This is a genomic window from Pseudomonas sp. LBUM1645 (assembly GCF_059716185.1).
The window spans coordinates 6,116,078-6,129,964 of the sequence record NZ_CP166811.1 but is presented as its reverse complement, the minus strand read 5'-3'; the positions used below and the strand labels follow the sequence as shown (position 1 = coordinate 6,129,964).

General features: G+C 59.7%; 10 protein-coding genes. All 10 read right to left on the bottom strand.

The window, feature by feature from the left end; translation table 11 throughout:
- Positions 1–113: 113 nt before the first annotated feature.
- Positions 114–410, bottom strand: a complete 297-nt coding sequence (locus tag ACA079_RS27835) for a DUF2845 domain-containing protein (RefSeq protein WP_095133083.1) — start codon at positions 408–410, stop codon at positions 114–116.
- The gene (locus ACA079_RS27830) at positions 410–3,349 is read right to left on the bottom strand and encodes a DUF748 domain-containing protein (RefSeq protein ID WP_497701649.1); all 2,940 of its coding nucleotides are present in this window, start codon (positions 3,347–3,349) and stop codon (positions 410–412) included. The genes ACA079_RS27835 and ACA079_RS27830 overlap by 1 nt, the downstream gene beginning before the upstream one ends.
- 105 nt (positions 3,350–3,454) lie before the next feature.
- On the bottom strand, positions 3,455–4,471 hold the full coding sequence (locus ACA079_RS27825; RefSeq protein WP_497701648.1) for a class I SAM-dependent rRNA methyltransferase: 1,017 nt from the start codon (positions 4,469–4,471) through the stop codon (positions 3,455–3,457).
- Between the two features lie 131 nt (positions 4,472–4,602).
- Entirely contained in the window at positions 4,603–5,472 is an 870-nt protein-coding gene (locus tag ACA079_RS27820) for an oxygenase MpaB family protein (RefSeq protein WP_497701647.1), read from the bottom strand.
- A gap of 66 nt (positions 5,473–5,538) precedes the next feature.
- Positions 5,539–7,476, bottom strand: a complete 1,938-nt coding sequence (gene acs / locus ACA079_RS27815; RefSeq protein ID WP_497701646.1) for an acetate--CoA ligase — start codon at positions 7,474–7,476, stop codon at positions 5,539–5,541.
- Between the two features lie 230 nt (positions 7,477–7,706).
- Positions 7,707–9,371, bottom strand: coding sequence for a glucose-6-phosphate isomerase (gene pgi, locus ACA079_RS27810; protein WP_497701645.1), 1,665 nt, complete (start codon positions 9,369–9,371; stop codon positions 7,707–7,709).
- 453 nt (positions 9,372–9,824) lie between these two features.
- Complete coding sequence (panC, locus tag ACA079_RS27805; protein WP_497701644.1) at positions 9,825–10,685, bottom strand: pantoate--beta-alanine ligase; 861 nt, start codon at positions 10,683–10,685, stop codon at positions 9,825–9,827.
- Entirely contained in the window at positions 10,682–11,482 is an 801-nt protein-coding gene (panB, locus tag ACA079_RS27800) for a 3-methyl-2-oxobutanoate hydroxymethyltransferase (RefSeq protein ID WP_415771451.1), read from the bottom strand. The genes panC and panB overlap by 4 nt, the downstream gene beginning before the upstream one ends.
- A 367-nt stretch (positions 11,483–11,849) precedes the next feature.
- Positions 11,850–12,335, bottom strand: a complete 486-nt coding sequence (gene folK, locus ACA079_RS27795; RefSeq protein WP_497701643.1) for a 2-amino-4-hydroxy-6-hydroxymethyldihydropteridine diphosphokinase — start codon at positions 12,333–12,335, stop codon at positions 11,850–11,852.
- 3 nt (positions 12,336–12,338) lie between these two features.
- Positions 12,339–13,739, bottom strand: a complete 1,401-nt coding sequence (locus tag ACA079_RS27790) for a polynucleotide adenylyltransferase PcnB (protein WP_008153304.1) — start codon at positions 13,737–13,739, stop codon at positions 12,339–12,341.
- Positions 13,740–13,887 lie beyond the last annotated feature (148 nt).

The following is a 13,887-nucleotide window of genomic DNA, read 5'->3' as shown; positions in this document are numbered from 1 at the left end:
TCGTGTCGGGGCCTGTTCTATTTGGCAAACGCAAAAGATCGCAGCCTTCGGCAGCTCCTACGGTGGAATGTGTACACCTGTAGGAGCTGCCGAAGGCTGCGATCTTTTGATCTTCAGTTGCCGCGCTTGCTGGTGATCTGCTTCAAACGATTACCTTCAAAACGCAGGTATTGGTACATCCCGCCGTTGGGCCCGTAGGTCCATTCCTCGACTTGAAACTCTTCCCGCCGGTTGGCGCTGCGCTTGTAGCCCAACAGATCACGGCTGACCGGTTCACCGCATTTCTGCAGCACTTCACTGGACCTGTCCCCGACACTGACCAATTGACTGCCGCAGCGCAGGGTATCGGCTGCCGAGGCCTGACTGGCGGCCATCGCCAGAGCCAGGCTCATCAGCCATTTCGCGCGCATCACTCGGCGTCCAGATGCAGCGGCGTAACCACCCGACCGTCACTTTCCGCTTCGCCGAGGTTGGCATCGACGAAGTACACGCGGTCATCGGCCAGCTGACCCTTATCGACCAGATAGTCCTTGATGCTGCTGGCGCGTTCCTGACCCAACTGACGCAATAACACGTCGCTGGAACTCCAGAACTTGATCACGTCTGCGCGCATCTTCGCGGTGCGTTCTTCCTTGCCCAAGTCTTTCCATTCAGCAGGTGGCTGCGTCTTCAGGCGCGTGCGATAGATCCCTTCCAGCAGCGAACCTTTCTCGTTATCCGGTACCTGCAGCAATGAAGCCTGAGCCGGCACCTTGTCGCCGCGACGCTGGAGCATTTTGTAGTAGTTGTATTGGTATTCACGTTCCAGACGTTGCTCGGCGATCAGCGGGCCATCGCTGCTTGCGGCAGCCGTGCCTTCAATTTCCAGACGCAGGGCCGGCCGCTCCTTGAGGGCCTGGGACAGTTTGACCAGCGAGCCCTCGGCTTCCTTGCTCAGGTCGCTTGAACCTGGCGCAAACGAGACAGTGCCCAAATCTTCAGAACCCCCACCACTGACCAGTCCGCCAATCATTTTGAATGGTGCCGCGGCGGCTTTGACGATCAGGTTGCGCAAGGTCTGCCAGACAATCGGCATGATGCTGAACTGCGGGTTGTTCAGGTCACCGGTCACCGGCAGCTCGATGGAAATCTTGCCGTCGACGTCCTTGAGCAACGCGATCGCCAGTTTCAGCGGCAGGCTCACGGCATCCGGACTGTCGACTTTCTCACCCAGTTGCAGCTGCTCGACCACCACTTTGTTTTCGGCCTTGAGCTGGCCCTTGGTGATCATGTAATGCAGGTCGAGATTGAGCCGGCCCTTGCGGATGCGGTAACCGGCGAACTTGCCGGAGTAGGGCGTGAGCGTGGTCAGCTCAACACGTTTGAAACTGGTGGCAATGTCGAGGCTGGCCATCGGGTCGAACGGGTTGACCGAGCCCTTGATGGTGACCGGTGCATAGCGGTCGACCTTGCCTTTGATATCGACGCTGGCCGGTTTCGCCTGACGACTGTCGATGGTTCCAATTTGCCCATTGAGCTGTTGAACAGCCGTAGCGAAATTCGGGGTCAGGCTGAAGTCGGCGAAGTTGGCCGAGCCGTCATTGATGGCGATGCCACCAATGTGGATGCCTAGCGGTTTTTCCTTGCTGGCAGGTTTGGCTGCAGCCGTTTTGGCGCCTGTGTCGGGCGGTTGCGGGATCAGCAGATCATCGACGTTAGTGGTGCGGTCATCGTTGATCATGAAGCGCGCATAAGGCTGGAACAGGTTGACCTTGTCGATCGACAGGCTGTCGCCGTGCTGATAATTCAGGCCTTCGAGCACCAACTGCTGCCACTTGAGGAAGTCGCGGGTTTTAAGGGTGTCGAGGGTATGCAGTTGATCGACCTGAGCACGACCGGTGACGCTGAACGCCAGCGGCTCGGTGCTTTTCAGATCGACCGCCAGATCGCTGCCAAGCATGCCGCTGCGCAGTTCCAGACGAATGAACGGGTTGATATAGGACTGGGCGACGCGCAGGTCGATGTCCTTGGTTTGCACTTTTAACTTGGCGCTGACCGGAGCCATATTGACCACGCCGTCCGCAATGAGCTTGCCTTGCTTGCCCACGCCCGTATCGAGCTTGAGGTTAAAAGGCGAGCCATTGAGGCTGTCGAAATTCTGCAGGTCCAGGTTCAGCGGGCCGACGTCCAGCGCCACGGCGGGTACCGCCTTGCGGTCAGCCAGATGCACCTGGTAATTGCGCAGTTGCACGTCTTTAAGCAGCACTTGCCACGGTTTGCTCGGTGGAGCAGGTTCAGGTTTTGGTGAGTCGGCTGCTGCTGGAGTACTCGTCGGTTCGGCGTTAGCCTTCACCGCCGCTTTGGAAGGCTGGCTGGCGAACAGTTTCTGCCAGTCCAGTTGCCCGTCCGCCTCGAGGGCTGCCCAGGTTTCCAGTTTGTTGCTGCGGATCTTGCCGACCACCACTTGCTGCTTGGCCAGGTCCACGGTGGTTTCGCTGATGTCCAGACGCTCGAGTTTTGCCAGCGGTCGACCGTCTGGTGCTTTGATCGCGAATGGCGCGATGCTGACGGCGACGTTGCTCAACAGCAGTTCGGTTTCCTTGGCCAGGTTGAGTTTGTAGTCGGTGCTGAGGCTCATGACGCCGTCTTCGAGCACCAGTGGCAGCGCGTCACGCACATAGGGCCAAAAGGATTTCATCTTGCCATCGGTGATCTTCAGCTTACCTTCGGAGGCGATCGGGATCAGGCTGAAATTGCCGGTCCAGTCGATCTGTCCACCTGCCGGGCCGACGGCCACCAAGGTCATGTCGGCACTGTCTTCAGGCAGGGTACTGAGGTTTTTCAGTTCGAAGTCGAGTTTGTCGTAGAGGAATTCGATGGGTTCGCTGGGGCGTTGATCCTGGAAGTGCACGACACCGCCGGCCAGTTTGATCCGCTCGATGCGCAACGGGAACGGTTTGGCGTTCGGGTCGGCCGGAGTCGGTTCACTGGCGGGGATTTTGAACAGGCCAAGCAGATTGAGCTTGCCGTCCTTGCCGAAGAGGATTTCGGTCTTGGGTTTGTCGATTTCGATATCGGACAGGTGCAGCGCCTTGGTCCAGAGGCTGTCGATCTGCAAGTTGGCATACAGTCGCTCGAAGCCAACCTGTTCCTTGCCCGGATCGCCGATGATCAGTCCCCAAAGGGTGACTTCAAGGCTGAACGGGTTGAGTTCGATCCGCTGGATCGTCGCGGGCGTCGTCGCGTAACTGGCCAATTGTTGGTTGGCCACCCGTAACGCGATGCCCGGCAAAATCAGAAAACCCAGCAGGCTGTAGAGGGCTAGAGCGGTCAACAGAGCGCCAATAGCGCGAATCAATCCTTTGGGCATGTGCGGCTTCATCTGTCTGAATCGGAGTGCGTTGGAGTATGGCACGCGATTCCGGTTCCGAAGTGATCATGCTTTATAGGATTTATCTGAATTTCCGGACGAATCTCAGAGCTGCAGGATCAGGGTTTTCAGCGGCGGCTGCTCATCCATTGATGGAAAATCGCCGCCCGGTTTCATCACTGTCCACTCGCGCACCGGCCGGCCGGCTTTCTCTGCACAACGCAAAACTTGCTCGCGCCAGTCGTCCATGCTGACTTTTGCCAGGTTGTTGCAGCAGATCAGCACGCCATTGTCGGCGGTGGTCAGCAGTGCCGGCTTCAGCAGGCTCTGATAGTCGCGCAACAGGTCGACGGTGCCGAAAGCACTCTTGGCCCAGGCTGGTGGATCCAGCAGCACCAGGTCGTACTGACGCTGTTCCAGACGCTGATAGCTCGGCAGTTTCTGCCCGCGGCGCTGGCTGATCGGCAGGCCGGCCAATTGGCGGATGGCCGGGAAGTAGTCGGACTGGATGAAGTCCATGGTCGGTAACTGCGGATTGAGCAGGCCGTTCTCACGGCCGACGGCCAGGTTGCCCTCGGCGAAGTCGAGGTTACAGACTTCGCTAGCGCCACCGGCCGCAGCACTCAAGCCGACGCCACAGGTGTAAGCGAACAGGTTCAGCACACTTTTGTTTTTGCTGTGCTGCTTGACCCCGCCGCGCGTGTTGCGCAGGTCGAGGAACAGCAGCGGATCCTGTCCGGCGTGGCGACCGCGAACCCGGTAATTCAAGCCCCATTCGTGACCGATCAAGTCTTGCAGGGCGGCCTCGTCGGCGCGGTAGACGGTGTCTTCACGGTCGATGCGCGAGTTGCCCCGCGAGCGATCGTTGTAGACCAGCAGCGTTTCGAGGCCCAGGTGCTGATTGATGGTGTCGTGCAGTTGCAGCAACGCATCCCGTTCCAGCGCCTGGTGAAAGCTTTGCACCAGCAATTGCGGGCCGTAGCGGTCGATCGTCAGGCCGCCGGCGCCTTCCTGGCTGCCGTGGAACAGGCGATAGCAATCGGTGCCTTGCTGATGCAGCTCGGCCAGCAGGTCTTGGCGACGATCGAGGGCGGCGCGCAGCGCCTGATTCAAGGAAGACATGCTGGGCGCCTTGCAGGAGGGAATTTGGCGCGGGAGTTTAACAGCTTGTAGGAGCAAGGCTTGCCCGCGATGAACGATAACGCGGTTCGTCGGATGAACCGTGATGTGGCCATCGCGGGCAAGCCTTGCTCCTACAACAACCCCATCCGTCGTTTAGCCCGGTGCACCGAGCCGTTACGCACCGCCCAGCGCAGCATCGGCACGCTGCGATTGACGCTGGCGCGGATCAGCTTGCGTTGCAGCGGGCTCTGGCTGACGCCCAGCATGTCGCTGGCCCAGTCCGGCAGCAGGTCGATCCCGGCCTTCATCATCAAACCGCCGAAAGGTCTGGCCAAACGGCTGGGGGACGGGGCGTTCAACAACAGCCGTAACACCTCTCGACTGCGCTCATCGCACAACAGTTGTGGACGAATTCGCTCAAGGTAATCAGCAATTTCCTGCCGCGAACGCGGCACGTCACGGGCGCCAAGCCGTTCGGCAACCAGCGCGATTTCCGAGTAGTAACGGTCCTGATCAGCCAGGGACAGGTTCGGATTGCGGTAACGCAAATGGGCCGCGAGGAAGTTGCTGACTTCGGCCACGTGCACCCAGGTCAACAGATCGGGATCGCTGGCAGCGTAGGGCCGGCCATCCGGTGCAGTGCCGGTCACTTGCAAGTGGATGGTGCGGACTTTCTCGATCAGCCAGTCGGCGTCCTTTCGCGAACCGAACGTGGTGCCGGAAATGAACTGCCCGGTGCGGCGCAGTCGGCCGATCATGTCCTCGCGGAAATTCGAATGGTCCCAGACCCCGGCCAGGGCCAGTGGATGTAGAGCTTGCAGCATCAGGGCGCTGATGCCGCCGATCAGCATGCTGCTGAAGTCGCCATGCACTTGCCAGCTCACCGAATCGGGCCCGAACAGACCGGGATCACCCTTGGGGTTTTCCAGGTCGAGTTTACCCAGAGAAAGACCGGTCAGGCTCATGATCTGGGTTTCGATGCGGGTTCGAATGAATTCCATGGAGACTCAGTGGCGAAAAAAAGGCGCGGCCGTTAGGGGCCGCGCTCGGAAGTTTAAAGCATGAGCCTATTGATTCAGGCGTTTATCGACCAACTCCTGGACCACGCTCGGGTCAGCCAGGGTCGAGGTGTCGCCCAGGCTGTCCAGTTCGTTGCAGGCGATCTTGCGCAGAATGCGCCGCATGATCTTGCCCGAACGGGTCTTCGGCAGGGCCGGCGCCCACTGGATCAGGTCCGGTTTGGCGAAGCTGCCGATTTCCTCGCTGACGTGAGCGAGCAATGCTTTCTTCAGTTCGTCGCTGGGCTCGGTGCCGTTCATGGGGGTGACGAAGGCGTAGATGCCCTGACCCTTGATGTCGTGGGGGTAACCGACCACCGCCGCTTCGGCGATGCTGTCGTGCAGCACCAATGCGCTTTCCACTTCTGCGGTGCCGATGCGGTGCCCGGAGACGTTGATCACGTCGTCGATGCGTCCGGTAATCCAATAGTCACCGTCTTCATCGCGCCGGGCGCCGTCGCCGGTGAAGTAGTAACCGGGGTAGGGCTTGAAGTAGGTATCGACCATTCGTTGCGGGTCGCCGTAGACGCTGCGGATCTGCGCCGGCCAGCTGGATTTGATCGCCAGCACGCCGCTGCCGGGGCCTTTGATTTCCTTGCCCACTTCATCGAGCAACACCGGTTGCACGCCGAACATCGGTTGCGTGGCGCAGCCGGGTTTGATCCGTTGAGCGCTGACTAGAGGGCTGAGCATGATGCCGCCGGTTTCGGTCTGCCACCAGGTATCGACGATCGGACAACGCTGTTCGCCGACGGCATTGAAGTACCACTCCCACGCTTCCGGGTTGATGGGCTCACCGACACTGCCGAGTAATCTGAGGCTCGCGCGGGAAGTTTCCTTCAACGGTTCGGGGCCTTCACGCATCAGGGAACGCAGGGCGGTCGGGGCGGTATAGAAAATGTTCACCTGGTGCTTGTCGATCACCTGCCAGAAGCGCGAGCTGCTTGGGTAACTCGGCACGCCTTCGAAGATCAGCGTGGTCGCACCGTTGGCCAGAGGACCGTAGACGATGTAGCTGTGGCCGGTGACCCAGCCGACATCGGCGGTGCACCAGAAGACTTCGTCGTCGCGGTAGTCGAGCACGTACTTGAAGGTCATTGCCGCTTGCAGCAGATAGCCGCCGGTGGTGTGCAGCACGCCTTTGGGTTTGCCGGTGCTGCCGGAGGTGTAGAGGATAAACAGCGGGTCTTCGGCGTCCATCGGCTCAGGCGGGCAATCGTCACTGACGTCTCGCAGCGCCTGGTGATACCAGATGTCCCGGCCCTCGACCCAGTCCACTTCGCCCTGAGTGCGCTCGACCACGATGACGGTGCTGACGTTCGGACAACTTTGCAGCGCCTTGTCGACCTTCTGCTTGAGCGGCACGACTTTACCGCCGCGCACGCCTTCATCGGCGGTGATCACGGTGCGGCAGTCGGCATCGAGAATCCGGTCACGCACAGAGTCCGGGGAGAAACCACCAAACACCACCGAATGCACCGCACCAATGCGCGTGCAGGCGAGCATGGCGTAGGCGGCTTCGGGGATCATCGGCATGTAGATGCACACGCGGTCGCCTTTCTTCACGCCACGGCTTTTGAGCACGTTGGCCAGGCGACAGACGTTGTGATGAAGTTTTTTGTAGGTGATCTGCGCGGATTCGGCAGGGTCGTCGCCTTCCCAGATGATCGCGACTTGATCGCCACGCTTTTCCAGGTGACGGTCGATGCAGTTGTAACTGACATTCAACTTTCCGCCGGCGAACCAGCTCGCCTCACCGGTTTTCAGGTTATAGCGCTGGACGGTATCCCACGGCTTACTCCAGTCGAGAAAGCGTGTGGCCTGTTCGGCCCAGAATTCAGTGGGGTGTTCGATGGACTGGCGGTACAGGCGCTTGTAGTCGTCTTGACTGAGTTGTGCAGCCCGGCGGACGGCATCGGCTTGGGGGAACGTGCTGATATCGAACATGACGGTTCCTTATTCTTGTTTTGCGACAAAAGGGGAGCTGCGCGACCCTCGTAGGAGCTGCCGAAGGCTGCGATCTTTTGATCTTGTTTTTAACAATCAAAATCAAAAGATCGCAGCCTTCGGCAGCTCCTACAGTGATAGCGCACGCCACCGATTTTGCGGTAAACCCGGTGCCGTGGAACTGTCGATGTTGCAAGTAGAAAGGGCGGGTAAGCCGCCCCTTCAGCCTATCACCCGCGGTGACGACCGCGGAAGTAGTTGATCAGGCCTTGGGTCGAAGCATCGTCAGCCGGGGTTTCTTCGCTGCCGACCAGGCGGTTGTAGACGCCTTTGCCCAGCTCTTTACCCAGCTCCACGCCCCATTGGTCGAAGGCGTTGATGCCCCAGATCACGCTTTGCACGAAGACTTTGTGTTCGTACATCGCCACCAATGCGCCGAGGCGACGCGGGCTGATGCGTTCGACCACCAACGTATTGCTCGGACGGTTGCCCGGGATCACCTTGTGAGGCGCGATTTTCTGCACCTCTTCTTCGCTCATGCCTTTGTCGCGCAACTCGGCTTCGGCCTCGGCAAGGGTCTTGCCCAGCATCAGCGCCTGGCTTTGCGATAGGCAGTTGGCGTACAGCCACTGGTGGTGGTCGGACACCGGGTTGAAGCTGACGATCGGTACGATGAAGTCGGCCGGGATCAGTTGGGTGCCCTGGTGCAGCAACTGGTGGTAAGCGTGCTGACCGTTGCAACCCACGCCACCCCAGATCACCGGACCGGTGTCGGTGGACACTGGAGTGCCGTCCTGGCGCACGCTCTTGCCGTTGGATTCCATGTCCAGCTGTTGCAAATGCTTGGTGATGTTACGCAGGTAGTGGTCGTATGGCAGGATCGCGTGGCTTTGTGCGCCCCAGAAGTTGCCGTACCAGACGCCGAGCAAGGCCAGCAGCACCGGCATGTTCTGTTCGAACGGTGCGCTCTGGAAATGCTGGTCCATGGTGTAGGCACCGGACAGCAGTTCCTTGAAATTCGACATGCCGATGGCCAGGGCAATCGGCAAACCGATGGCCGACCACAACGAGTAACGTCCGCCAACCCAGTCCCACATCGGGAAGATGTTTTCTTCGCGGATCCCGAATGCCACCGCCGCTGCATTGTTGCTGGAGACGGCGATGAAGTGACGGTACAGCTCGGCTTCCGAACCACCCTGAGCCAAGTACCAGGCACGTGCGGCCTGGGCATTCTTCAGGGTTTCGAGGGTGTTGAAGGATTTCGACGAAACGATGAACAGCGTGGTTTCGGCACGCAGCTTCATGGTCAGTTCGTGGAACTCACTGCCGTCGATGTTCGCCAGGTAATGGCAGCGCACGCCTTTCTGGGCGTAGGACAGCAGCGCTTCGGAGACCAGCTCCGGGCCGAGGAACGAGCCACCGATGCCGATGTTCACCACGTCAGTGATCGGCTTCTCGGAGTAGCCGCGCCACAAGCCGTCGTGAATACGGCCCACGAGGTCGGTGATCTGGTTCAGGACCTTGTGCACTTCCGGCATCACGTTGACGCCGTTGACCTTCAGCTTGTCGCCGACCGGACGGCGTAGAGCTGTGTGCAGGGCCGGACGACCTTCGGAGGAGTTGACGATTTCGCCTTCGAACAGCGCTTTGATCGCGCCCTGGAGGTCGACTTCGTTGGCCAGGCCCACCAGCAGATCGCGGGTCTGGGCGTTGATCAGGTTTTTCGAGTAGTCGAGAAACAGGCCGCAGCTGCTGAGGGTGAATTGGGTAAAGCGCTGCGGATCGGCATTAAAGGCTTCGCGCATGCTGAAATCTTGCATGGCTTGGCGGTGGTCATTCAACGCTTGCCAGGCGGGCAGAGCGGTAACGTCTTGAGGGGTGCGGTAATACGCCATCGCTGCGGGTTTCCTTTTTACTTGAACGGCCTTTTGAACACTAAAAATACCGGAGCGCTGTGGGTGGGCGTCCGGTTAACTGCGTCGACACGATTTCATGACACAGGGCGAATACAGTAAACCTCGCGCTGCGATCTGTCTTGACTTTGTCTGACCCGTTCCCGGTACTTTTTTATACATCAAGCAGGGAACGGTCCGACAAACGGAAGGGGGAGGGGCTAAGACGGGGTCAGGCGACCTGAACCGGAATGGCATTGCTGGTGTGGTTCGCTGTAGTGGGCGTATGCGCAAATGGTGCCCAAAGGCTTGAGGGCTAGCAATACGGCGTTTGGAGTCAGAGCCGAACCCCTGTGGGAGCGAGCTTGCTCGCGATGGCGGAGGATCAGCCAACATCAATGTTGAATGTTAATCCGCTATCGCGAGCAAGCTCGCTCCCACAGGGATAGAGTGCGTTCAGTTAGATGCGTCGAGGTTCAGATGCAGGTTATCGATCAACCGCGTGGTACCCAGGAATGCCGCCACCAGAATCACCAGATCCCGATCTTGCGCAGTTGCCGGACGCAAGGTCTGAGCATGACGAATTTCCAGGTAGTCAGGACGCAAACCAGCGGCTTCAAGCTGCTTGATCTGCGCACCGATCAACGCCGGGAAATCCCGTTCGCCCTGTTTGATCGCATCGGCAATCTGGATCAAACCGCGATACACAACCGGTGCAATGGCCCGCTGTTCTTCGCTGAGGAAACCATTGCGCGACGACAGCGCCAGGCCATCGGCTGCACGTACCGTCGGTTCGCCGATGATCTGGATCGGCATGTTCAGGTCATGCACCAGGGCGCGGATCACCGCCAGTTGCTGGAAGTCTTTCTGGCCGAAGATCGCCAGGTCTGGCTGGACCATGTTGAACAGCTTGGTGACCACCGTCGCCACACCTTCGAAATGCCCGGGACGGCTGGCGCCGCAGAGGCCTTCGGAGAGTTGCGGAACGCTGACGCGGGTCTGGCCGACCATGCCGTCGGGGTACATTTCTTCAACGGTTGGCGCGAACAGCAAGTGGCAACCGGCCTGGAGCAGCTTCTCCTGATCGGCCGCGAGGGTGCGCGGGTACTTGTCGAGGTCTTCGCCGGCGCCGAACTGCAACGGGTTGACGAAAATGCTCGCGACCACGAAATCCACCCGTTGGGTGGCTTTGGTCACCAGTGCCACATGACCGCTGTGCAGGTTGCCCATGGTCGGCACGAAGCCGATGCGCTTGCCTTCACTGCGGGCACGGGCCACAGCGGCCCGCAATTCGCGTACGGTTTTTACGGTGTTCATGCGGAGAATCCGTGTTCGATACCAGGGAAAGTTACCGCTTTGACTTCAGTGACGTACGCACCAAGCGCCGCTTGAATGTTTTGTTGCCCGGCCATGAAGTTCTTCACGAACTTCGGCACACGGCCAGTGATCGACAGGCCGAGCATGTCGTGCAGAACCAGGACCTGGCCGTCGGTGCCACTGCCGGCGCCGATGCCGATTACCGGGATTTTCACCGCCTGGGTGATCTCTTCGGCCAGTTCGCTCGGTACGCATTCGAGCAGCAGCATCGCCGCGCCGGCCTGTTCCAGGGCGATCGCATCGGCACGCATCTGCCGCGCCTGGTTTTCGTTGCGACCCTGGACTTTGTAACCGCCGAGGATATTCACCGATTGCGGTGTCAGCCCCATGTGCGCGCACACCGGGATACCGCGTTCGGCCAGCAGACGGATCGAGTCCGCCAGCCACAGCGCTCCTTCAACTTTGACCATGTGCGCACCCGCCTGCATCAACAGGGCACTGTTGGTCATGGCTTGTTCGGTGGTGGCGTAGGCCATGAAGGGCAGGTCGGCGAGGATCAACGCATCGGTGTTACCGCGTTTGACGCACGCCACGTGGTAAGCCATTTCCGCGGTGGTGACCGGCAGGGTGCTGTCGTGACCTTGCAAAACCATGCCAAGGGAGTCGCCCACCAGCAGCACTTCGACACCAGCCTCATTGCAGGCGTGGGCGAAGGTCGCGTCATAGCAGGTCAGCATGGTGATTTTTTCACCTTTTTGCTTGAGACCTTGCAGAGTGGTCAGGGTGATGGCTGGCATGAAAAGTTCCTCATTCAGGCGCTGTGGAAACTACTGCGAGTAACGCGCGTGATTCTTCGTTAAATACAGGCGCACGGTCTGTTGTCGTGCTTTTAAGGCCTGGATTGCGCCCTTCAACGCCGTGTTGGCGGCAGCGGGACGCCTATAGTCGTGAGGAGAACTCGGGAAGTCAATTGCGTGTGTTACCGCATTGTTACGCGTGGGGTGTTACCGGAGTAACTGATGCGATTCAGCAACTACCGATCTCATGTTCGACACAAAACCAATGTGGGAGCGAGCTTGCTCGCGATAGCGGTGGATCAGCCAGCATCAATGTTGAATGACAGGCCGCTATCGCGAGCAAGCTCGCTCCCACAGGGGGATGGTGTCAATTTCGGGGGAGGCGTTCCAGGCCGACGAACGGGCAGGCTGCGAGCAATTCGCTAAGCGCGCGGCCATCGGCCAGACGCAAATCCGCAGGCGCCAGTTCGGCCAGTGGATAGAGAACGAATGCTCGTTCCTGCATATGGTAGTGAGGCACCTTGAGGCGAGGTTCATCGATCAGCCGATCACCGAACAGTACGATGTCGAGATCCAGCGTACGCGGCCCCCAGCGTTCAAGGCGCTCGCGGCCCTGTCCGTTCTCGATGGCTTGCAGCGCATCAAGCAGCTCCAGCGGCGGGAGTGTGCTGTCGAGGGCGGCAACCGCGTTGGTATAACGCGGTTGGCCGGGCAGCAGCGAGTCGCTCTGATAAAACCCGGAAACCCCGATCAGTTCAGTCTGCGGCAACTGTGCCAGCGCCTCGACGGCGCTGCGCAATTGTTCGGCGGGGTCAGCCAGATTGCTGCCCATGCCGATGTAGATGCGTTCCATGGATTACTCGCCCGTGGCGCTCGGTGCGCCGGCGGTACGTTTGCGCTTGGCGCCACCGCTGCGGCGACGTTTGCGTGGAGCGCCGGTGCCGTCGTCCTTGCCGCTGAGGTCGCGGATCATGTCGCGACGTTCGCTGTCGTTGGCGTCCTGATAATCCGTCCACCATTCGCCCAGGCCATCGGTCTGCTCGCCGGCGCTTTCGCGCAGCAGCAGGAAGTCGTAACCGGCACGGAACCGTGGGTTGTCCAGCAACAGGTCGGCGCGCTTGCCGCTACGGCGTGGCAGACGCTCCTGCATGTCCCAGATCTCGCGGATCGGCATGGTGAAGCGTTTCGGAATCGCGATGCGCTGGCACTGTTCGGCGATCAGTTCATGAGCCGCTTCCTGCATCGCCGGAATCGGCGGCATGCCACGTTCTTGCAGGCGCAATACACGAGCCGGCAGGGCAGGCCACAGTAGGGCCGCAAACAGGAACGCCGGGGTTACCGGTTTGTTCTGTTTAATCCGCAGATCAGTGTTGATCAACGCTTCGCTGATCAGCGTGTGGGTGTACGTCGGGTTGTATTCCAGCGCTTCGGCACTGGCCGGGAACAGCGGATCGAATAGCTGCAGGTCGACCAGCATCTCGAAAGTGTCCGCGGCATGGCCGGAGAGGAACAGCTTGAGCACTTCTTCGAACAAACGGGCCGATGGAATCTCGCGCAGCATCGGCGCCAGTTCACGGATAGGTGCGGCGCTGTGTTTTTCGATACCGAAATTCAGCTTGGCGGCGAAACGCACGGCTCGCAGCATCCGTACCGGGTCTTCCTGGTAGCGTTGCTTCGGGTCGCCGATCAGGCGGATCAGGTGATTGCGGATGTCGTGTACGCCGTTGGCGTAATCGAGGATGCGCTCGCTGACCGGATCGTAATACAAGGCGTTGATGGTGAAGTCGCGGCGTTGCGCGTCTTCTTCCAGCGTGCCGTAGACGTTATCGCGCAGGATGCGCCCGCTTTCGTTACGGGAAGACTGGTTGCTGTCTTCCTCTTCATCGTTTTGCGGGTGATTGGCGCGGAAGGTCGCGACTTCAATGATTTCGCGGCCAAAGTGGATGTGCACCAGCTTGAAGCGGCGACCGATGATCCGCGCGTTGCGGAATTCGGCCCGCACCTGTTCAGGTGTGGCACTGGTGGCGACGTCGAAATCTTTCGGCGTGATGCCGAGCAGCATGTCGCGCACGCAGCCGCCGACCAGATAAGCCTGGTAACCGGCGTTCTGCAGGCGTTCGACGATGTTCACCGCGTAGCGACTGAATTGAGCCTTTTGCAGCGAATGTTGGCCGCTGTTGAGCACTTCAGGCGTACTGCGAATGTGTTGCGTATGACGCTTGGGAGAACGGAATGACTGGAACAGCTTCTTCAGCATGGGATGCACTGTTTGAAGGAATGTTCGGCCAAAACGAAGAATGACCGCATGATGGGCGGGGATTCTAGCATTTAGTCGGGGGATGGTGTAGGAAGCTGCGCAAGCGCTTGAAGGGGGGGCTGGTACGCAGGGGCATGTAGCAGCTGCC

Coding starts and splice junctions, on each gene's coding strand:
- pgi (WP_497701645.1), bottom strand. CDS start 9,371: ATGGCGTATTACCGCACCCCTCAAGACGTTACCGCTCTGCCCGCCTGG.
- ACA079_RS27835 (WP_095133083.1), bottom strand. CDS start 410: ATGCGCGCGAAATGGCTGATGAGCCTGGCTCTGGCGATGGCCGCCAGT.
- folK (WP_497701643.1), bottom strand. CDS start 12,335: ATGGAACGCATCTACATCGGCATGGGCAGCAATCTGGCTGACCCCGCC.
- ACA079_RS27825 (WP_497701648.1), bottom strand. CDS start 4,471: ATGTCTTCCTTGAATCAGGCGCTGCGCGCCGCCCTCGATCGTCGCCAA.
- ACA079_RS27820 (WP_497701647.1), bottom strand. CDS start 5,472: ATGGAATTCATTCGAACCCGCATCGAAACCCAGATCATGAGCCTGACC.
- ACA079_RS27790 (WP_008153304.1), bottom strand. CDS start 13,739: ATGCTGAAGAAGCTGTTCCAGTCATTCCGTTCTCCCAAGCGTCATACG.
- panB (WP_415771451.1), bottom strand. CDS start 11,482: ATGCCAGCCATCACCCTGACCACTCTGCAAGGTCTCAAGCAAAAAGGT.
- ACA079_RS27830 (WP_497701649.1), bottom strand. CDS start 3,349: ATGCCCAAAGGATTGATTCGCGCTATTGGCGCTCTGTTGACCGCTCTA.
- panC (WP_497701644.1), bottom strand. CDS start 10,685: ATGAACACCGTAAAAACCGTACGCGAATTGCGGGCCGCTGTGGCCCGT.
- acs (WP_497701646.1), bottom strand. CDS start 7,476: ATGTTCGATATCAGCACGTTCCCCCAAGCCGATGCCGTCCGCCGGGCT.